Here is a 21,457-nt window from a genome sequence, read left to right as displayed (position 1 = left end):
TCATGACAGTTCTACAACAATTTGAAAAAACCGTTCTTAGCGAAATCTGTCCTGCCGGTGAAGCATGGATGTGCGAAGTCAAAAAAGGCCAGTATTTCCGTATCATCGATCTGGAAGGCAATCAGGCAGTTGATACCTTGTTTATCTCTGCGGAAAATCCGGAAGAGCGTTATAGCGCAACCGATACACTGGCAATAAACCAGCAGATTTATCTGGAAAAAGGCACCACTTTATACAGTAACTTTGGCCGTGCGATTGCCGTGATCCATGATGACAACTGCGGCCGTCACGACACTTTAGGCGGTGCATGTTCCTGTGAAAGTAATACCGTCCGTTATGCCCATGACACATACCCAATGCACAGCTGCCGTAACAACTTTATGTATGCGCTGGCGAAGCATCCGGTGGCGAAAAAGCATGGCTTAAACGTGCGCCACATTGGTCCCAACATCAACTTCTTTATGAATGTGCCTGTGACTTCAGACGGACATCTAAAATTTGATGATGGAATTTCAGCACCTGGCAAGTATGTGGAAATCAAGGCAGAAATGGACCTGATCGTACTGATCTCGAACTGTCCGCAACTGAACAACCCATGTAATGCCTACAACCCGACACAAATCCAGCTGGTTGTGCGTGAAGGCGAGGAGGCTTAAGTTATGTTTAATAAAGTTTTGATTGCCAACCGTGGTGCAATTGCATGTCGTGTGATTCGTACATTAAAAAAACTCGGTATTCAATCGGTTGCAGTGTACTCAGAAGCCGATCGTGATTCACTGCATGTGACTTTAGCGGATGAAGCGGTGTATATCGGTGAAGCACCAGCCAGCCAAAGCTATTTAAATGTTGATAAAATTTTAGAAGTTGCCAAACAAACTGGCGCACAAGCGATTCATCCGGGTTATGGCTTCTTGTCAGAAAATGCTGAATTTTGTGACCTGTGTGAATTACAAGGCATCGCTTTTATTGGGCCAAACTCTGCGCAAATGCGTGCTTTTGGTTTAAAGCACACGGCACGTGAGCTTGCGATTCAAGCTAATGTGCCGTTATTACCAGGCAGTCAACTGCTTGCAGATGAAGCTGAAGCACTGCTTGAGGCTAATCGTATTGGTTATCCTGTGATGCTAAAAAGTACTGCAGGCGGTGGCGGGATCGGTATGCGTTTGGTCTGGAACGAAGCTGAACTGAAAGATGCGTATGCAACCGTGTCTTATTTAGCCCAAGCCAACTTTAAAGATGCTGGTTTGTACCTTGAAAAATTTGTGCAAAATGCCCGTCATATCGAAGTGCAAATTTTTGGTGATGGCAAAGGTCAAGTGATTGCGCTCGGCGAGCGTGATTGTTCAGTACAACGTCGTAACCAAAAAGTAATTGAGGAAACGCCTGCACCGCATATCAATGATGAACAACGTGCCTACATCCAAAATGTTGCCATTCAACTGATGCAGTCAGTGAATTATCGCTCAGCAGGTACGGTTGAATTTGTGATGGATACCGATACACAAGAATTCTACTTCCTTGAAGTCAACACGCGTCTGCAAGTCGAACATGGCGTGACGGAGCAAGTCTTTGGTGTGGACCTGGTGGAATGGATGGTGACGCTTGCCAGCGGAGACTGGACTGCACCAACAGAGCCACTGGAATCCAAAGGCCATTCGATTCAGGTGCGCCTGTATGCCGAAGACCCGATCAAGAACTTCCAGCCAAGTGCCGGTCTGCTGACCTATGTCGAGTTTGATGAAAACGCACGTAATGAAACCTGGGTAGAAACGGGTTCGAATGTATCGTCTTTCTATGACCCGATGATTGCCAAAGTCATTGTCACAGCAGATGACCGGGAAGCCGCGATTCAGGCGATGACGGATACACTGGCGAAAACTCAAGTGGCGGGCATCGAAACCAACCTGGAATATCTGCAAAACATCATCGACTGTGAGGTGTTTAAGGCGGGAACACAAACCACACGTTTCCTGAATACCTTTGAGTGGAAAACCCAGAAGATTGAAGTGCTGCAAGCAGGCATCCAAACTGCTGTGCAGGATGTCACTGGTCGTCTCGGTTACTGGGATGTGGGGGTGCCACCATCTGGTGCGATTGATCCATTATCGCTCAATGTCGCCAACCAGCTTTTAGGCAATGCGCCAAATACCGCCGGTCTGGAATGTACCCTGCAAGGTCCAACACTGAAATTCCACTGCGACAGCCAGATCGTACTGGCGGGTGGGGATATGCCATCAACACTGGATGGTGTGGCTGTGCCAATGTGGCAAACCGTGAATGTGCGTAAAGGTCAGGTGCTGAAATGTGGCAAGATCGCTACCGGTTGCCGGACGTATATCGGCATCAAAGGTGGTCTGAATGTACCTGAATACTTGGGTTCACAAGCGACCTTTACCCTCGGTCAGTTTGGCGGTCATGCCGGTCGTAACTTACTAATCGGCGATATGCTTCCAATCACCGCATTTACAAGCAATGAAGTCAAAGCGCTGGCACCTGAGCAAATTCCAGCATTCAGCCATGAATGGGAAATTGCGGTGATGTATGGCCCGCATGGTGCGCCAGATTTCTTCATCAAAAAGGACATTGATACCTTCTTTGCCAATAATTTTGAGATTCACTTTAACTCTAGCCGTACCGGTATCCGCCTGATTGGTCCAAAGCCGGAATGGGCACGTGAAGATGGTGGTGAAGCCGGTCTGCATCCATCCAATATTCATGACAACGCGTATGCGATTGGTGCGATCGACTTTACAGGCGATATGCCAATTATTCTCGGTCCAGATGGCCCAAGTTTGGGGGGGTTTGTTTGTCCAGCGGTGGTGATCAATTCTGAGCTGTGGAAACTGGGTCAGCTCAAAGCCGGTGACAAAGTGAAATTTGTTCCAGTCAGCTATCACCAAGCCAAACTGTTGAATGAGAAATATCACGCACAACTAGAAGCGCTGGATACTCAGGAAGTTTCATTTAATGAATCCTTCTATCCTGAACTGGCTACGCTGAAAAATGCCGTACTGGATACCTTAAAAGGTGAAAATGGTGCGCCGGATGTGGTGTATCGTCCAGCGGGTAACAACTACATGCTGGTGGAATATGGCGAGCTGGTACTGGATCTGAACCTGCGTTTCCGTATCCATGCCTTGATGCAATGGGTTCAAAAACAGAATATTCCGGGCATTATCGACCTGACGCCAGGCATCCGTTCGCTGCAAATCCATTTCGATTCAATCAAGCTGGATCAGCTCGACCTGTTGCGTTTGTTGCAAGTCGCTGAAACTGAACTGCCTGATGTGACTGAAATGGAAGTGCCATCACGTACCGTGTATTTGCCATTGGCATGGGAAGATTCTCAAACCCAACTGGCGACCGAACGTTATATGCAAACCGTACGTCCAGATGCACCATGGTGTCCAGACAATATCGAGTTTATCCGCCGTATTAATGGCCTGAAAGATAAACAGGCAGTAAAAGATGTAGTGTATAACGCCAGCTATTTGGTGATGGGCTTAGGCGATGTGTATTTGGGTGCACCTGTCGCAACCCCGCTTGATCCACGTCAGCGTCTGGTGACCACTAAATATAACCCGGCGCGTACCTGGACCCCTGAAAATGCCGTGGGGATCGGTGGTGCTTATATGTGCGTGTATGGTATGGAAGGCCCTGGTGGTTATCAGTTCGTCGGTCGTACTACGCAAATGTGGTCGCGTTACCGTAAAAATGCGGACTTCGAGCAAGGCAAACCATGGTTACTGCGCTTCTTTGATCAGATCAAGTTCTATGAAGTGTCTGAAGAAGAACTCATGCAAATGCGTGAGGACTTTAAGGCAGGCCGTCTGAAACTGCGTATTGAAGAAGGTGTGTTGAACCTGAAAGAGTACAACCAGTTCCTGACTGACAATGCCGACACCATTAGCGAGTTTAAGGCAACGCAACAAGCGAACTTTGAAGCGGAACGCCGTCGCTGGCATGAAGCTGGACTGGCAGAATACGTGTCTGAAAGTCTGGATGCAGTCGATGATGGTGAAACTGTGACTATTCCGGAAGGTGGTTGTGCGGTGGAATCACATATGCCGGGTTCAATCTGGAAAATTGAATGTCAGTCTGGTGATATCGTGGAAGAAGGTGCCACCTTGGCCGTAATTGAAGCAATGAAGATTGAGATTCCGATTATTGCCCCTGAACGTATGCGTGTAGATACGATTACGATTGAGAAAGGGCAAACGGTGAAAACAGGGCAGGTGTTGTTTACGTTAGCACCAGTGGCTTAAAGAATTTCCCTAATCCTCCTTTGAAAAAGGAGGGAACTTTTAAAGACCGTCCATAAGGGCGGTTTTTTATTTGCAGTATAGAGTGGACATTAGTAATATATAGCTTATAGTCTATATTTGGGTTGTGGTATGTGGACGGTACTGACCACAGATGTATTTAATGAATGGCTTGAACAACAGGACGAATCGACACAAGAAAAAGTCTTAGCAGCTTTGGTGGTATTACAGAGTCAAGGGCCAAGTCTTGGGCGACCTTTGGTAGACACAATATATAACTCTAAATATACCAATATGAAAGAGCTACGTGTTCAACATAGAGGAAAACCAATCCGGGCATTTTTTGCTTTTGATCCGTTAAGACAGGCAATCGTACTCTGCATTGGTGATAAAAGTGGCAATAAGCGTTTCTATACAGAGATGCTGGCAATTGCAGATGAACAGTATTCACTGCATTTGAAATCTTTAGGAGTAAACTGATATGGCTAAAACTTTGCAAGAATTATTGGCGAAACGTTCTCCTGAGAGTCAGGCTCGTATTCAGGAAATGGCAGAAGAGCTGCTGCTTGAGCAACATCTTCATATGATTCGCGAAGAGTTGGAAATTTCTCAAAAAGAACTGGCTGAAACTTTAGGGATTAAACAACCTTCACTATCTGCAATTGAGAATCGTGGCAACGATCTCAAGATTTCGACAATGAAAAAATATGTTGAAGCAATGGGTGGAAAGCTGCGTATTGATGTAGAGCTGCCTACAGGGAAACATATTGGGTTTAATGTTTAATCAGCTCATACTGTGAAAACAGGACAGGTGTTATTTATTTTGGCACCAGTGGCTTAAAAATCCTCCCTAACCCTCCTTTTCCAAAGGAGGGAATTTCCCCCTCTTTATTAAAGAGGGGTTAGGGGAGATTAAAATTTATTTATTACATCTTTCAATATGCTTAAAAATTTTTTCACATAATTCTTTAGCTTTAGGTGTAAGCTTCCAATCAGGATTTTCATCAAAATCTTTGATAATTTCACGGCAAAATTTTAGTTTATCTTTAATAGTCCCGACACCAGGACCATCAGCAAAAGCAGTTTTGGTTGTATTTGATGTTGGTTTCTTAATTTTTTCATCTATTAAGCGACCAATACCGTATTGAGCATTATCAAAATAATCATCTTGATTAATATTATCAATTAAGGAAATATCATAGCTCTGTCGTACATTTTTTAGGCGTGGAAATTTTGCTTTCGCAACTCGAATAATTGCATTTTTAGGTAGAGTATTCTCTGTTTCTTTACATTCCAAAATAATTAAATTATCTCTATTCAATTCTTTTCTTAAAAATTTTATTTTTTCAGAATTTTTTTGTATGTCTCCATCAGCAATCAATAGCATGTCACTTGCGACGGAAGTTGCACTTTGACCTCGATCTTGCTGAAGGAATTCAATTCTTTCTTCTCTTGTTTTAGGGTAATCATCATCAAATGACCAGTGAGATAAATTACTTCCGGAATATTCCACGAATGTATAATGATAATTAGGCATAAAACGACGATACTTTTTATAAAGATCAGGATTTGATTCTTTTAACTCCGACAAATACTGTTCCATATATTTAGTGATATAGAGTCTATCGGTAACTCCTTCTACCCAAATCGTGCAATTAGCTAGATATACAGATGAAGGGCGAACACCTAGAGAAGCAAGTAAATCGCGATCACGGTCGCATCGATAAATTTTAAACTCGAATTCTTTAGGATTATCTTGTCTAGCTTGTTTTACAAATTTTTGAATCATAACTTGGTCAGATTCATCTGCCATATCAAGTAAATGATTTGAATGTGTAGTAAAGAAATAATAGTGTGAAGTTTCATTTAAGTAGAAATTCATCAGTTGTCGAACCATACCTGCATGCATATGCAATTCTGGTTCTTCTATAAAGAATGCATGGATTTCTGTATTACCATTTTTGTCTTTGCTTTTGATATAGGCTTCATAAGTCAGAATAATTGCTTGTTGAAGACCATCACCTAGTTTATAAATTGGGAATTGATCATCCTCACCAATTTTAATATGTACAACATCATTCTCATGACCATTATCATCTTTACCAATATATGGAATTAGAGTGACGGTTTCATTATCAAAAAAATACTGACTTAATTTTTCTTCATATTGTTTTATCAGTTCACGTTGTTGTGGTTTACCTAATAAATGGACTTTTAGTTCATAGTAAAGGCGTTCACCTGTAATGATGTTGTCTTGATTAAATTTATTATGATCTTGGAAATAATCTTTCTGAGCTCGCTCAATATATGGATATTTATTCTCTTTGTCAGTGACAGGACGCATTCCTCGAAGTATAGGGATGTAAAATTTTTTGTTTATGAAAATAGGATTTAAGTTTAATTCTATTTCTTTATTAAACATTGATGTAGCAATAGATTTATTGTTGTTTGAGTAAAGACTTGATAGCTGTCCAATTCTTGATAAGTAATCAAGTGCTTGTGGAAAGTTAGAATTTGCAGAACCTATTTTTGATGGCTTAATGTCCTCTGTTGTTTTCAAAAAATGGTTATAGTAGGTATTATTATCACTATATTTTTTACTTATTTGTAATTGCTTTTTGAAAGCCAATAGCCTTCTAAATTGAAGAGAATTATATAGTTGCTGACCTTGAGTGGTTTGAAACAGATTACGAATGAAACGACTTTTACCAGAATTATTTTTTCCAATAAAAAAGTTAAGACGTTTGATTTCTATAACTTCATTATAGCCCGTTTCACTGTCGTTATCTGATGTATAGTTTTCTAAATTTTCAGCCCAATAATATAGTTTTTCTGTCATAAAAAAAGCCCCCGAATTATGGGGGGTAATTTATCAGTAATGGTACACTTTTAAAACATTTTCAAAGTCTTATAGACTTACTTTTACAGCTTCACCAACTCCACCCGACGATTCTTCGCTTTACCATCTTCATTCGAATTATCTGCAACAGGCTGAGTATTCCCGAAACCTTTGGCAGTTAAACGACTGCCTTCAATACCTGCTTTGGTCAGGGCAGTAACCACACTTTGCGCACGCTGATCAGACAGCTCTAAGTTATAAGCTGCATCACCGGTATTGTCGGTATGACCATAAATGCCCAGTTTTAAATCCGGGTTGTCATTTAATAAGGCAACCATCTGCTCAATTTGCGCTTGTGAGTCCGGCAAAATCTCGGCTTTATCGGTTGCAAAGTTAATCTGTACGCTGACTTTATCGTCCTGATCAAGACTTTGTTTTAGTGCACTTGAAGTCAGGGCTTTGGCAGTCACATTTAAAGATTTAGATTCAGCCACCATCAGCGAAATATAATTACCAGATTGGGTTAGCTGGAACCATGCAGTCTTATCTTCCTGACGAACCACATAAGTCTTGGTCGGGTAGTTAAAAATATCCCCCAGACCCGCATAATATTGCACCTGAAAATCCTTCGGAATTTTTTCGATGATGTCTTTTGGAATCTGGCTATTGGCAATTTCCACACCGCCCAAATCCTTGATCACACTCTCCAGATTACGCTGAATTTCTAAAAAATTGCCTTCTTTATATTCCGGTTTCGAGGTAATGCCTGAACTGAATAATTGTCCTTCGATCCATTCCAGTTGCTGTCCTGTCCAGAATGGAACACGCTCAAAATTGCGCTGCTCGGTATTTTGATAGATATAACCATCTGGCAGGGCAATATAAGGAAAGTCACCGAGTGTCGCTGTGCTGAGTGGTATTTTACTGATGTCAAAAGCTTGTGTCTGTGCCGTTTCGGCAGCTTGCGTGGTATCTTCCTGCTGGATTTCGGTTTTGGAGGTTTCTGCTTGCTCGGTTTTGCTACATGCCGCAAAAATAAAAGGCGTACAAAGAATGGCAGTACGAAGGAGAGTGGAAGTCTTCATTAAATTTCCTTATTGTTCGGGCATTTTTATGGAATTTATTGTATAGAAATTCACCTGTAGTGCAAATTTTAATCGAAACCTAAATCTGAGCGGCTTTAGTATTCATAATTAAAGCTAGAGAAGAGTAATTGGTGAAGATTCCATTATCAAAAACTGTACCATAAAACCCCATTTTGATATCGTTTTGGTGCAAGTTTGATCACTCTTGGCGCATAAATATTTTAGACACATTTTGTAGCATTTATTAATTTTCAACTAACTGTTTTAAATCAATTTTTTAATAATAAAAAACTCTTTATATTTGGCATATTTTCTGCTTTTATTTATATACCGAATTAAAAGAGGAGAGCATATTACTTGAAGAACCAGACGCAATTCTCGATCAATCCATCATGTCTAAAAATAATTACAGTACATGATTAATTTAACGGCCTCTTGGTGAATTAATTCACTCATTTTGATTCCAAAAAAGCCCCATAACCGTTGATGGGGCTTTTTTTAAGCTGAATTTCAGTCTTTTCTGCTCGTAATTAGTAAATTTCCTCATCTAAAACTGGCACGCTTTCTGCATTTCCTTAAGTAATACGAAATTCACATTCAGTAATACCAAGGAGATGCGCATGAATAATCAAAGCAAAAAAGCCAAGCTGCATCCATTTGCCCAATTTTTAATTGAACTGCTCAGCGTTCGCGCCGGGCTTTATGTCAAACAGGATTCACTCAAGGAAAACAGACGTGTCTAAACCGAAATTGGCACGAATCAGTATCACCGTGCCGGAAACCACATTACAGGCCATGGATCAGAAAATTGTCGAGCAGCATTATGAAAGCCGCTCGCAGGCCATTGTCGACATGATTAACCGCCACCTGATTGATGAACTGGTTTCTCGTGATGAAGTCATGGTCGGTACGCTGACGCTGGTCTATGACGTCAGCCTGAAACCGTTACGTTCCCAATTGGTCGATTTGCAACAGCAATATCTGGAACAGGTGATCAGCTCGCTGCATATCCAGCTGGATGATCAGAAAGTCCTGCAAGTGATGCTGATGCAGGGTGTAAGCAGTGATTTAAAAGAAATTAGCGAACAATTTATTGCATTAAAAGGGGTGCTCAAAGGACACCTGGAACTGATGGATGCCGTGATGCCTCCCATTCCCCAAAATACCAATAAAGGAGTATTGTCATGAATACTTTATGGACAATTCAAGACTGGCAGAACGCCTACCAACAGCAGCAGATTCAGTTACAGGACCTGATCGATTATGTTGCATCATTTCAAAATGATGATCATGCCTGGATTTCAATTGCATCTGCAGAACAATTACAAGCACAAATTGATGCCTTAACAGGAAAATCACTAGCCGAATTGCCACTCTACGGCATTCCATTCGCAGTCAAAGACAATATTGATGTTGCCGGTTTTTATACCACCGCAGCCTGCAAAGAAGCTTCTTATCTGGCGACCAGCGATGCCACAGTCGTAGCTAAATTAAAAGCAGCAGGGGCTATTGTGGTGGGTAAAACCAACCTGGACCAGTTTGCAACTGGCTTAGTTGGTGTACGTTCACCCTACGGCGCAGTGAAAAACAGCTTTAATCCGGAATATATCAGCGGCGGTTCAAGCTCTGGTTCATCGGTCGCGGTGGCGAATGGTCAGGTGCCTTTTAGTTTAGGTACCGATACGGCGGGTTCAGGTCGTGTACCGGCAGGACATAACAATATTGTCGGCTTGAAACCCACCAAAGGCTGGTTCTCCACTACAGGTCTGGTACCCGCGTGCCGCACTATTGATGTAATTTCAATTTTTGCCCTGACTGTAGATGATGCATGGCAAGTCGCACAAATTATGCAAGGCTATGACGCAAGCGATGAATATTCCCGCCAGCATCCAGCCAATGTGCCAACCCAATTTTCCAAAGGCAAAATCGCGATTCCAGCACAACTGGAATTCTATGGCGATGCCGAAACTGATAAAGCCTTTGAATTGGCAATTGCTCGTGTAAAACAGCTTGGTTATGCAGTTGAAGCGATTGATTTCAGCATTTTCAACCAGTTGGCATCCGCACTTTATAACAAGGCTTGGGTGGCTGAACGGACCAATGCTGTTGAAAAACTGGTTTCTCGTGATGTAACGCATCCGGTGATTAACCAGATCATCAGTCAGGCAGATAACTTTAATGCCGTGGATATGATGCAGGCGGAATATGAAAGAGCGCAATTGGCTCGTCAGATCAATCTGGCGCTGGCGGATTTTGATGCCTTGATGGTGCCAACGGCGCCAACCATCTACAAGATTGCCGATGTAGAAGCTGATCCGTTGGTGAAAAACAGCCATATGGGCGCTTATACCAACTTCGTGAATTTTGCGGATTTATCGGCTTTGGCACTGCCTAATACAATTCGCGCTGATGGTTTGCCAAGTGGGGTGACCTTCATTGCACCCGCCTGGATGGATCAGGCCTTGGCAAACTTTGGCCAGACTTGGCAGCAGGCAACGGCTTTAACACTAGGAACATCTGAAAAAACTTATGAACCAATAGGCCAGATTCAGTCACAGCATGCAGTAAAACTGGCTGTTGTCGGTGCACATCTGACTGATATGCCGTTGAACTTCCAGCTCACCACACGTGGTGGCACGCTAGTGCAAAAAACCAAAACCGCAGCCAACTACAAACTGTTCGCACTGAAAAATACCACACCACCGAAACCGGGCTTGCAGTACTACAGCAAAGGTCAGGAGATCGAAGTGGAAGTTTGGGATATTTCATTCGCCAACTTTGGTCAGATCGTGGCAGAAGTTCCGGCACCGCTGGGCATTGGCAATGTACAGCTGGCAGATGGCAGCTGGGTTAAAGGTTTTATCTGCGAAGGCTATGCGCTGGAAGATGCAACTGAGATCAGTCATTTCGGCGGCTGGCGTGAATTTATCAAATCAAAACAACTTTCAAATACGCGTTTTAAATGTAATTGCATAGGGGAAATCGCACAATGATCAAAAAAGCTACTCTGGCAGCATCGGTTTGCGGTGCCATTTTATTCAGTGGTTGTGACAATACGGCGAAAGTTCCAGAATCCTCTGGTCAGGCCAAAGGCAATGTAAATACTCAGCCGATTCGTATCGGCTATAGCGACTGGCCAGGTTGGGTGGCTTGGCAAGTGGCGATTGAAAAAGGCTGGTTAAAAGAAGCAGGTGTGAATGCAGATTTTAAATGGTTTGACTATTCTGCTTCATTGTCTGCCTTTGCAGCAAATCAGCTGGATGCAGTCATGGTAACCAATGGTGATAATCTGGTGACTGGCTCTGGTGGTACCAAAGGCGTGATGATACTGGCAACGGATTATTCAGCCGGAAATGACGTGATCATTGCCAAGAATGGAATCAACTCGATTCAGGATTTACGCGGTAAAACTGTTGCCACTGAAAAAGGTCTGGTCGATCACTTGCTGCTATCGACTGCTCTGGATGATGCAAAGGTTAAACTGAATGAAGTGAAACTGGTCAATACCATGACCAATGAACTGCCACAGGTCTTTGCAACAGCGGATATTGATGCGATTGCGGTATGGCAGCCAGTCGCGAATCAGGCCTTATCTGCGGTTGCTGGTTCAAAAATTATTTTCAGCTCTAAAGATAAAGCTGGTCTGATTTACGACACCTTGACCGTGAATCCTGCGCATCTGGAAGCCAATAAAGAGCAATGGAAAAAGGTCATTCAAGTTTGGGATAAAACTGTTAAATATATCAATGACCCGGCAACACGTGCAGATGCTGTAGAAATCATGTCGAAACGTGTCGGTGTTGATGCTAAAGCCTATATGCAGTTTGTAGATGGTACCCATTTGCTGGATCTGGAAGCGAACAAAAAAGTCTTTACCAAAGGTGAGGGTTTCGATTCGATCTATGGTTCAAGCTATCACGTCAACAAGTTTAACGTCACTAATGGCATTTATAGCACTGAAATGAATGTGGATAGTGTGATTGTTCCAACGCTGGTACAAGAGCTGAAATAAGTCGAAATCCAAACAATAAAAAATCCCCAGTTTCGGGGATTTTTTATTGTTAGATGTGTAAATATCTTTTATAAATCGAAAAATGATCATTAATATTCAAATTTAATGGATATTGAAAGTTTCTTCTCCCTCTGGGATGAGAAGCATAGCTTTGCAAGAGGATGAGGGTATTTATTAGAGAGAACCTCTCCCTGAGGAGCATGCTCCGCAAGTCTCCTACAAGGAGAGGGAATTTACTTCTTAGTAATTAAAAAATGACTGATGAAAAACACTAATATTAAGAAATTAAAGTTCAATACTTTTGGAAAAGACATTAATAAAAATAATTCCCACAATCATGAATGACAGACCAATCAGTGCCGGAATATCCAGATGCTGCTTGAACACCAGCAGTCCCACTGTAGAAATCAGGATAATACCTGCACCGGACCAGATGGCATAAGCAATGCCCATTGGGATGGTTTTCATGGCCATGGAAAGAAAGAAAATGGCAATCGCATAGCCAACAAATGTGGTGATTGAAGGCCAGAGTACGCTAAAGCCATTGGAGGCCTTTAGTGCAGAAGTCGCGATGACTTCTGCAATAATAGCAACGGATAGATATAAAAAAGCCATATTCCTCCTTATAACACCCGTTCTGCATGATGCAGCAGGTGATTCTGTTCCGCGCTCATCCACTGTGCTGCTTCTGCAGTCGTGCTAGTCCTGTGCTGAAACTCATATTCAGGTTGGTAGATATCAATCTTAAAAATCAGGTCAATTGCACGACCATCCAGAACCACATGCTGGACCAGACGGGTTGCATCCAGAATTTCAAAATTGTCCAGATCAAAGGCGTTGCCTGTTTCACCGGTACGGGTGCTGTAGGTTTTACTTAAACCTTGGGTGCCAATAGAGACTTCAAAGCTTTGTAATAGATCAAATGAAGTAGTATCGGCTGACTTGATATCTAGTTCTGCAACTTGAGATTGCACCTCTGGCAAGCGGGTCAGGGCATAGGCTATATGATCATCACAGATGATCAGACCGCCATCCATTTGCAGCTTTGCACCTGATTGGACATCTACCGCAGATTCTAGACGTAGGCCTAAGAACAGACCTTTCTTCACTTGCTGACGCCAGTCTTCGACATAGACGTTGCTGGGTAAAAATTCCAGAATACAGTTCCCGATCGCATGTAGTTTGGCCGGTTCAGGCCACTGCACATGATTTTGATAATTGGCGTAGTCTTCAACTTCCCATGACAAGAGCTGCGTTGCATCATCCCATACCGTATTGCCAATCCAGCCCTGACGTTCTGTCACTGGTGTGTCATTCTGACTTTTCAGGCGTAGATCAATAGTAAAGCTGCGTGACTGGAACCAGTACACAATGGTGTTTTGATCGGTCAGGCCATTAAAGAAACTGATGCTTTTCCTGCGAAATGCCCCATATAAAAAGCTCGGAACTACTTCAGGTTGAGTAGTTGTTGGCGTTAATTTTTTTATGGCTTCTAATAGGTTCATGATGCTGCCTCCGATTTTTCATTTAAACCAAAGGAAGACAGTGGAACGGCATTTTTTAGAACCAGCTCACCATTGGCAATTCGCTGTTTTAAATACTGGAACGTTTGTGCGGTCTGATTAAACAGGTGTTCACCACCAATCAAAGGCTTATATTTGGAATCATCAGTTTTTACCACCGGTTCAATCACCGTGTCATAGTTACAGGCACAGAACAGCGGGAAGGAATAACGTTCTTCAGAGACTTTTTTTACGCGGTGTTTGGTTGCCAGGTATTTGCCATTGGACAGGATTTCCATCATGTCTCCAATGTTCATCACCAACGTATTTTCAATCAATGGAATATCAATCCATTCGCCAGCTTTGTTCAGCACCTGCAAACCTGGCGCAGTTGGTAATAGCAGGGTAAAGCATTCATAGTCGGTATGTGCTCCGATGCCTTCGGCATCTTTGATATCCGGATTGTACGGATAATGAATCAGGCGCAATTGACTTGGCGCATCATTAATTTTATCGGCAAAGAAATCTTCTTTGACACCAAGAGCCAGGGCAAAAGCAGAAAAAATTTGTTCGCTAATGGTGCGCAAGTGACCGTAATATTGGCTGACAATGGCTTTAAAATTTGGATAATCAGGCCATAAGGTTGGGCCAAGTAATGGGCAGTCTGTTCTAGAACCCTGATAGTCATAATTCACATCGTAGGCTTCTTTGAGGTCATAACTGTTGCCTGCGAACTGTTCTTCACCAATTGGCACATAACCGCTATGGTTACTGGATTTGCCAATATAGTGCTGCATTTTTGTGTCCAGATCCTGCTCAAAATAGGATTTAGCCAGTTCAACCAGTGACGTGGCATAATCAAAATTAAACTGATCTCCTTTAAGATAAAGGAATCCGACATCTTTACAGGCCTGGTCTAAAGCTGCCGCAACTTCAAGACGATCGGCCAGATGTGGACTTTGCATTTTAGAAATATCGACGAGTGGGAGTACGTATTGGTCTTGCATTGCAATCACCTTATTGTTGGTCGTCCAACACAGCGACTAAAACCTTTGGGTCGTCCCAAAGGCTCTTTTTTTAAATGGATTATTTGCTCGTGCTGACTTTGGTCAAGCGTGGAATTTCTGGAAGATCGGCTAGTGCAGGATCCAGCTCATCCTCCTGTGCATGTACTAGATGATTGACGTGCTCGCGAAGCTGTTTAAATTCCGGAGTCAGCATCAGATCCGGATGGCGTGGACGAGGAAGATTGACCTCAATAATTTCCTTGATTTCACCTGGATTGGCTTTCAGCGCCACAATCCGGTCTGCCAGCAAGATCGCTTCATCCATATCGTGGGTCACGAAAATGATGGTAATGTCGATGTTTTTCCACAAATCCATCAGATGACGCTGCATTTTTTGGCGCGTATGCGGGTCTAGTGCACCAAAAGGTTCATCCATCAGCAATACTTTAGGTTCATTGACCAAGGCGCGGGCAATCGCCACACGTTGTTTCATTCCGCCTGAAAGTTGATGCGGATACTGATCCTGATATTTTTCCAGACCAATGATATTGATCCATTCACGTGCCTGCGCTTCAGCAGAAGCATTACTTTGGCCTTTCATTTTCGGGCCAAACATAATGTTTTCTTTCACGGTCTTCCATGGGAACAGGGTATACCCCTGAAACACCATGCCGCGTTCTGGGCTTGGGCCAGTAATCGGCTTGCCATCCACCAGAATTTCACCGCTGGTATAAGGATCTAGCCCAGCTACCACACGGCTAAAAGTCGATTTACCGCAACCTGATGGACCAATCACACAGATAAACTCACGTTTATGAATTTTCAGGTCAATGCCATTTAAAATGGTGCGTTCAGTTTTGCCATGCTTGAAGGATTGAGTGAGCTGTTTGGCTTCCAGGATGACTGGACGGCTATAAATCTTGTCAAAATATTCGTGGGTATTAAATTCAGTGTTTTGCATCAGTTTGCTCCCGGTTTCCATTTAAATAAGCGTTGTCCCAATTTCATTAAAATCACGTCACAGAGCAGACCAATTACCCCAATGATCAGGATCGCTGCAAAGACATTGTCAAAATTCTGATAACGGGCCTGCTGGGTAATAAACCAGGTAATACCAGACGTACTACCGATCAATTCAGCCACGATCAGGTACGTCCATGCCCAGCCGAGCAGTACGCGTAAGTTACGATAAATTTCAGGAAGGGCCGCTGGAATGACCACATGAAACAGGCTTTTTAATTTATTGGTACCCAAAGTAAAACCGGCTTCAATCAGACTGCGATCTACCAGTCGTGTGGTATTGGCAATAATCAGGATTTGCTGGAACAGGGTTCCAATCACAATGATGGCTACTTTTGGTGCATCGTTGATGCCTAAAATAGCAACCGCAAGCGCACCAAAGGCTGGAGCTGGCAAATAGCGGAAAAACTCAACAAATGGCTCGGTCAGTTGGGAAATTTTGTTAGAGAAGCCACATAAAATACCGAGTGGAATACCAATCAGGGAAGATATTAAGAAGGCAGTAAACACTAACTTGATACTGTGCCACAGGCTTTCATGAAACCATGGAGCATTGGCTTGAGCAGGTTCTGTGGTAAATGCAGTGACCAATGCGATCGCCACTTCATGCGGGGCAGGCAGATAGATCGGATTGACCAGAATACCTTGGGGCGGCGCCAGACCTTGATCCACTGCGGATTGCGCAGCAGAGAAAAAGATATCCTTATCAATACGACTACCGACTTGTAAATAGCTAACGCTGCCTGAATCGGCAATCTGGACTTGTGGATGCCAGATAAATGGCAAATAACTGACTGCACACCAAATCAAGATCGGTATTAAAAAAGAGCCCAAGCCAAACAGTATTTTATTTCTTTGACTGAGTTCACGTGCAACGTAACTCATAGTGTTGCCCCTCAATATTACAATTTTTATAAAACGTAATACTGATCAAGCAAAATGGATGCCATGATAAGCAGAAACATTTAAAATGATAAAATAACCTGATATTTCAAAAGAAAAATTTAAACTGAGGGGCAAGATTAATAACTTACTTAAGTTAACAGTTTGATTACATCCAGAAACATAAATAATCTTATTTTAGTCTTTATTGATCAATTTATAGTCAGAACTATTTCATATCTTTACATCGGTTTATTTAATCTCTTATTTTCCTTAAGGTATTGTCCACTTCTTAACTCATTGAATTATAAAAGGGGAGCAATGCTAGAATTTAAAAATCAAATCGTACACGGCGCAATTTTCGATATGGATGGAACCATGTTTGATACTGAACGTTTGCGCTTTCAAACCTTGCAACAAGCTTCGCGTGAGCTGATCGGCGTCGAATTTTCTGAAAACTATTTAATGCAGTGTTTGGGCTTAAGTGCCCGTAGTGCCGAGCAGCTGGCCAAAGAGCGTTATGGACAAGATGTTCCTTATGCCGAGATCCGCCAGCGTGCTGATGTACTGGAACTAGAACATGTACGCAATTATGGTGTTCCAATTAAAAAAGGTTTATTACAAGTACTGGAACGCCTACGCAAGGCAGGCCTGAAAATGGCTGTGGCGACTTCGAGCCGACGTGCGATCGCAGAAGAATATCTGATCAATGCCAATGTCTATAAATTTTTTGATGTACTGGTGTGTGGCGATGAGATTAAACAGGGGAAACCTCATCCAGAAATTTTTATCAGTGCAGCCGAAAAAATCAATTTAAGTCCGGCTCAATGCCTGATGTTTGAAGATTCTGAAAATGGTCTACGATCTGCCTATGATGCAGGCGGTATGACGGTACTTTTTAAAGATATTAAAACGCCGAATAAATCGATGCTGGCACAAGCCCAGTATTATTATGAAACGATGGAAGATTTTCTGACAGATCTGAACCAGTTTGTTCCGGTTCTGGAAATGCCAGAACTTGAGACTGCATTTCCGCAAACGCTGAATCAGTTAACAGTTGGGATTCACGGCTTCGGTGCAATTGGTGGTGGTTATCTGGCTCAGGTGTTATCACACTGGGATGGTTATACGCGTCCACGCAAAATTATTGCCTCGACCCGTAATCCACTCTATCAGTCTGCCGTTAATGCGTTTGGCACCTATTGCATTCGTTATGGTCAGAACTCTTTTGACCAGCGTATTGAAAATATGAGCGTGATTGATGCATATGATCTGAAGCAAATGCAGAATATGTATATTGAATCCAGTCTGGTGGCAGTCTGTGTCCCTGAGGAAGCTCTGGTTTCTGAAGCAGAGGTGATTGCACAGGGTTTATATGCGCGATACTTGGCTTATGAGCAGCAGGAACAGCCGCTGACGCTGTTAATTATCCTGAATAAAATCGGGGCCAAACAGCTGGTGATGCAGCAGATTCTGAGCCGTCTGAAACAGATTACGGATGAACAGACAGCGCAGCACATTATGGATCAGCATTATTTCTGTGACACAGTGGTGAACCGTATGGTGTCCAAGCTGTCAGACCAGAAACTGTATCGTCAGCTGCGTATCAAATACAACATGTTCAAGCAGTATCAGCTGGATGAAGATCTGTCTGTAGTGGATCTGGATGATTCTACAGCCCTGAATGCAGAGCAGGAACATCAGGCGGGCTTATATATTGAAGACCTGCGCCGTAATTTTCAGCCAAGTCATATTCTACAGTCAATGGATCTGATTCTGTTTAATGCCGAAACGGATATGCCAATCTATGTGGAAAATAACAGTCCATTATTGGCTAAAATGCGCCAGATGATTCTGGTAGATGATATTGCCAATATCCAGCTGATTAAAAACCGCTTATGGAATGGTGTGCATGCGATGATGGCCTGGTATGCCAGCCTGCGCGGTCATCAGACCATTGGCGTGGCCATGTCAGATCATGCGGTCAGAAAATTCATGCAGCAGGCCTTAGCGCAGGTGAAGCATGGTCTCTGTTACCAGATTCCTAAGCATGCTTCAGATCTGGAACATCTGGCACAAAGTTTTACTGAATCCTGTGCCTATGCTTATCAGGACCCATGTGCACGTGTAGGGCGTGAACCCTTAAGAAAGCTGAAACACAATGAACGGGTTATGGGTTCATTATCGACCTTGCTTAAATATAGTTTACCGTTTGATGTGGTTTTAAAAGGCGCAGTGTTAGGTTATATCTATGCTCTGGAACAGGGTGAATGCGAGCAGCAGGAACTGTTGATGCATTTACAAATCCAGTTAAGACATATGGCATTAGAGCCGCAACTATATGAGACCTTGTATGATGAAATGTCACAATTCATCAATCAGATGATTGCTGGAAAATTGTCCTTGCAAAAATTCATGCAACTGGATTTGCAGCAAGCGCTCAGCTAAATATCAGCAGTAAATAAAAAGACCCAGAACGATTCTGGGTCTTTTTTTATGGAAGTTTATAAATTTATAATTTATACAGTCGTGGATTCTTGCTGATAAATACAGGATTGTGCAATCTGTAGCTGATCATCTGCGGACAGATCAATATTTTCCCATTTTTCCATCTGCTCTAATAGCCAGATAAAATCGGTGAATTGAGGCTCAACACTTTCACCTGCAAGGTTACGAATAATATTCTGAATCTTATGGAAGTCATAAACGTGTCGAGAAGCTGAACATTCAAACTGGATAATCTGATAATCCATCAGCATGTCCCAGACTTCAGAAAGATCCGTAGCATGCTTTAAATCCATCTGGGCTTTATTTACAGCTGCGACTAAGGCCTCTACAGTCAGTGGATGCAACTCGCCCCATTCCTGAGTTATTGCTAGTACTTTATCTGCCACTTTAGGAATCACATTTTGGCTTGCTGCGACAATCAGGCTATAACCTTCAAGCTTGGCCTGAATATTCCAAGGTTCACCCACACAAAAACCATCAAAAATCTGTGCTGCAATCCCTTTGACCATCAAAGGGGGAGGTGAGGTCTTGAGCAATATATTTTTAGCATATTGCGCATCAGTTAAAGCCAGCCATTCTCTTAAACAGTAATGATGAATGGAGTATTTATAAACATGAGCCAGACCTACTTTATGTTGCTGCTTTAAGGCACTGACCAGCTTTTGTGACGTGATCTGTTCATTATCTTCAGGCTGAATGCCCAGTTCATAACACAAATCCTGTCTTAAGCTGATAAATGCCTGATTGATACTGAGGACTAATGGGGTCTGCAAAGCGACTTGTAACTGGTCTGCGCCCAAAGCAGCCGCGGGAAGCATGGCAGACAGGCAATGGGCAGCATCCAGAAAGCCATAGGCCAGACGGTCGCGTAAGCTGGACCAGGAGGCTTCACGGATCAGGTTTACCTTTAAACCCTGTTCAGTAAAATAACCTTGTCGCTCCGCCCAAAGAATGGCAACACAATCAAGCAGTGGAATATAGCCAATATTGAGTTCTGTTTTTTCTAATGTTGTCATTGAATGCTCCTTATTGGCCGGATAACAGTTTTTGTGCATCAAGTAAGCGCCTTGCCATATCGCCAATGGTAATCCGGTGACTCATGGCATTTTTGCGCAACAGGGCAAATGCTTCTTCTTCGCTCAGTCCATGCAGCTGGATCAGCAGGACTTTGGCTTTATCAATATCCCTGCGATCACTTAATTTTTCCTGAGTTTCCTTCAGGTCATGTAACAGTTTTTTATGTTTCTGGAATTGTTCAATCGATATTTCCAGAATATTTTCCAGTTTGGTTGGATCAATCCCGTCCACAATATATGCCGTGACTCCGGCATCAATGGCATTTCTGATGGTGTCCTTGTTGGAATTTTGGGTAAATAGAACCGTAGGTAATTCATACTGACTCACGCAGCTTTCGATAATATCGCGATGAGGATGATCCATATTTAACAGAATGACATCGGCATGCAGGCTTTTGATATCAACAATGTTGAGGTCATTCAGAATGACACAGGCCACCACATGAAAATCATGCGCAAGTAAAGAAGCCTGAATAAATTCAGCGCGTTCTGGATCATCATCAATCAGGGCAATTCGTAATTTAGACATGCAAGATTTTTAACTAGTACATCGGGGAATATCTATGAGGACTTATGCAAAAAACATACCATGCAATTTGGTGCAAAAAATCAGGAGATCAGGTTAAAAGTGTCATAAAAATAGTGTATAGAGTCTGATGAGACTAAATTACTCTGACTAAAATGAGGCGTAACCAAAATAATCGCACTAAAATAAGGAATTTTAAGACAATAAAGAATATAAAATTTATCGCTTAGATCAATTTTAATTTCATCAAGATGATCGGGAAAAATAAAAAAATCAAATATAGATAAAAATATTGGAATAATAATTGCTTATTTTTAATCCACTATAAAATAAAAAGGTGGAATAGACATGAAATTACAACTTATACCATCCCTGCTAGTAGTAATGAGCAGTCTTTTGATGGCGGGTAATGTGATGGCAGAAGATGGCGGTTTACGTTTTACCGAGAAAACTCTGGCCAAAGTGGCAGAAATGAAAACCAAGAAAAAATCAGCTGAAACCCAGCAAGCTGTACCATTACAAGCACAAGTAATCGAAAATGCCTCTAAATAAAATAATAGCCAGAATACATGAAGAAACTCTCCAGCAGGAGGGTTTCTTTTTTGGGCTGAAATCTATAAGCCATAGTTCAAAAAATAAGAATTCTATTTTCTAGTTATGACTAAGATTTTGGTCTAGAAACCTGTCTATTAAACTGATCTTGATGAATCAGAATATTGTTTATATCTTCAAAATTTT

General features: G+C 42.4%; 19 protein-coding genes. 10 read left to right on the top strand and 9 right to left on the bottom strand.

What is annotated here, in order from left to right; translation table 11 throughout:
- The first annotated feature begins 2 nt into the window (after positions 1-2).
- From FTV13_RS03290 to FTV13_RS03275, 4 genes are all read left to right on the top strand, one after another.
- Positions 3-656, top strand: a complete 654-nt coding sequence (locus tag FTV13_RS03290; protein WP_179992582.1) for an urea amidolyase associated protein UAAP2 — start codon at positions 3-5, stop codon at positions 654-656.
- Positions 657-659: 3 nt separating this feature from the next.
- Entirely contained in the window at positions 660-4,265 is a 3,606-nt protein-coding gene (uca, locus tag FTV13_RS03285) for an urea carboxylase (RefSeq protein ID WP_180010986.1), read from the top strand.
- A 129-nt stretch (positions 4,266-4,394) separates the two neighbouring features.
- Entirely contained in the window at positions 4,395-4,742 is a 348-nt protein-coding gene (locus FTV13_RS03280) for a type II toxin-antitoxin system RelE/ParE family toxin (protein WP_179992580.1), read from the top strand.
- A gap of 1 nt (position 4,743) precedes the next feature.
- Positions 4,744-5,046, top strand: coding sequence for a helix-turn-helix domain-containing protein (locus tag FTV13_RS03275; RefSeq protein WP_179992579.1), 303 nt, complete (start codon positions 4,744-4,746; stop codon positions 5,044-5,046).
- Positions 5,047-5,181: 135 nt separating this feature from the next.
- Here the strand turns inward: FTV13_RS03275 and FTV13_RS03270 are convergent, their stop codons facing one another.
- Both FTV13_RS03270 and FTV13_RS03265 read right to left on the bottom strand, forming a co-directional pair.
- Positions 5,182-7,101: an AAA family ATPase gene (locus tag FTV13_RS03270; RefSeq protein WP_180010984.1), complete on the bottom strand. Its 1,920-nt coding sequence runs from the start codon at positions 7,099-7,101 to the stop codon at positions 5,182-5,184.
- Between the two features lie 83 nt (positions 7,102-7,184).
- The gene (locus FTV13_RS03265; protein ID WP_179992577.1) at positions 7,185-8,186 is read right to left on the bottom strand and encodes an OmpA family protein; all 1,002 of its coding nucleotides are present in this window, start codon (positions 8,184-8,186) and stop codon (positions 7,185-7,187) included.
- Positions 8,187-8,806: 620 nt separating this feature from the next.
- Between FTV13_RS03265 and FTV13_RS15710 the strand changes: the two genes are divergently transcribed.
- Genes FTV13_RS15710 through FTV13_RS03250 form a run of 4 tightly spaced genes read left to right on the top strand, consistent with a single transcriptional unit; the run spans position 8,807 to position 12,198 of the window.
- Positions 8,807-8,929, top strand: a complete 123-nt coding sequence (locus FTV13_RS15710) for a hypothetical protein (protein ID WP_257218449.1) — start codon at positions 8,807-8,809, stop codon at positions 8,927-8,929.
- On the top strand, positions 8,922-9,374 hold the full coding sequence (locus FTV13_RS03260) for a CopG family ribbon-helix-helix protein (protein WP_099339103.1): 453 nt from the start codon (positions 8,922-8,924) through the stop codon (positions 9,372-9,374). The genes FTV13_RS15710 and FTV13_RS03260 overlap by 8 nt, the downstream gene beginning before the upstream one ends.
- The gene (atzF, locus tag FTV13_RS03255) at positions 9,371-11,179 is read left to right on the top strand and encodes an allophanate hydrolase (RefSeq protein WP_179992576.1); all 1,809 of its coding nucleotides are present in this window, start codon (positions 9,371-9,373) and stop codon (positions 11,177-11,179) included. The genes FTV13_RS03260 and atzF overlap by 4 nt, the downstream gene beginning before the upstream one ends.
- Positions 11,176-12,198 carry an ABC transporter substrate-binding protein gene (locus FTV13_RS03250; protein ID WP_179992575.1) on the top strand — a complete coding sequence of 341 codons (1,023 nt, stop codon included), beginning with the start codon at positions 11,176-11,178 and terminating at the stop codon, positions 12,196-12,198. The genes atzF and FTV13_RS03250 overlap by 4 nt, the downstream gene beginning before the upstream one ends.
- 285 nt (positions 12,199-12,483) lie before the next feature.
- Here the strand turns inward: FTV13_RS03250 and FTV13_RS03245 are convergent, their stop codons facing one another.
- The 5 genes from FTV13_RS03245 to FTV13_RS03225 form a co-directional block, all read right to left on the bottom strand.
- On the bottom strand, positions 12,484-12,813 hold the full coding sequence (locus FTV13_RS03245; RefSeq protein WP_179992574.1) for a multidrug efflux SMR transporter: 330 nt from the start codon (positions 12,811-12,813) through the stop codon (positions 12,484-12,486).
- Between the two features lie 8 nt (positions 12,814-12,821).
- Positions 12,822-13,703, bottom strand: coding sequence for a hypothetical protein (locus tag FTV13_RS03240; RefSeq protein WP_179992573.1), 882 nt, complete (start codon positions 13,701-13,703; stop codon positions 12,822-12,824).
- Positions 13,700-14,707 carry an isopenicillin N synthase family oxygenase gene (locus FTV13_RS03235; RefSeq protein WP_179992572.1) on the bottom strand — a complete coding sequence of 336 codons (1,008 nt, stop codon included), beginning with the start codon at positions 14,705-14,707 and terminating at the stop codon, positions 13,700-13,702. The genes FTV13_RS03240 and FTV13_RS03235 overlap by 4 nt, the downstream gene beginning before the upstream one ends.
- 79 nt (positions 14,708-14,786) lie before the next feature.
- Positions 14,787-15,668 (bottom strand): ABC transporter ATP-binding protein, encoded by an 882-nt coding sequence (locus FTV13_RS03230; protein ID WP_179992571.1) that lies wholly within the window; start codon positions 15,666-15,668, stop codon positions 14,787-14,789.
- Entirely contained in the window at positions 15,668-16,612 is a 945-nt protein-coding gene (locus FTV13_RS03225) for an ABC transporter permease (protein ID WP_179992570.1), read from the bottom strand. The genes FTV13_RS03230 and FTV13_RS03225 overlap by 1 nt, the downstream gene beginning before the upstream one ends.
- A 318-nt stretch (positions 16,613-16,930) precedes the next feature.
- Between FTV13_RS03225 and mtlD the strand changes: the two genes are divergently transcribed.
- Positions 16,931-19,057, top strand: coding sequence for a bifunctional mannitol-1-phosphate dehydrogenase/phosphatase (mtlD, locus tag FTV13_RS03220; RefSeq protein WP_180010982.1), 2,127 nt, complete (start codon positions 16,931-16,933; stop codon positions 19,055-19,057).
- Positions 19,058-19,128: 71 nt separating this feature from the next.
- Here mtlD and FTV13_RS03215 read toward each other — a convergent pair whose 3' ends face one another.
- The gene (locus tag FTV13_RS03215) at positions 19,129-20,133 is read right to left on the bottom strand and encodes an ABC transporter substrate-binding protein (RefSeq protein ID WP_179992568.1); all 1,005 of its coding nucleotides are present in this window, start codon (positions 20,131-20,133) and stop codon (positions 19,129-19,131) included.
- 10 nt (positions 20,134-20,143) lie between these two features.
- Complete coding sequence (locus tag FTV13_RS03210; protein WP_004785667.1) at positions 20,144-20,722, bottom strand: ANTAR domain-containing response regulator; 579 nt, start codon at positions 20,720-20,722, stop codon at positions 20,144-20,146.
- 345 nt (positions 20,723-21,067) lie between these two features.
- Here FTV13_RS03210 and FTV13_RS03205 point away from each other — a divergent pair, with 345 nt between their 5' ends.
- The gene (locus FTV13_RS03205) at positions 21,068-21,271 is read left to right on the top strand and encodes a hypothetical protein (protein WP_125278494.1); all 204 of its coding nucleotides are present in this window, start codon (positions 21,068-21,070) and stop codon (positions 21,269-21,271) included.
- Positions 21,272-21,457 lie beyond the last annotated feature (186 nt).

Origin of the sequence: Acinetobacter sp. YH12235 (genome assembly GCF_013417705.1) — a bacterium.
In the GTDB taxonomy this organism is placed as follows: Bacteria; Pseudomonadota; Gammaproteobacteria; order Pseudomonadales; family Moraxellaceae; genus Acinetobacter.
This window is presented reverse-complemented; position numbering and strand designations above follow the sequence as displayed.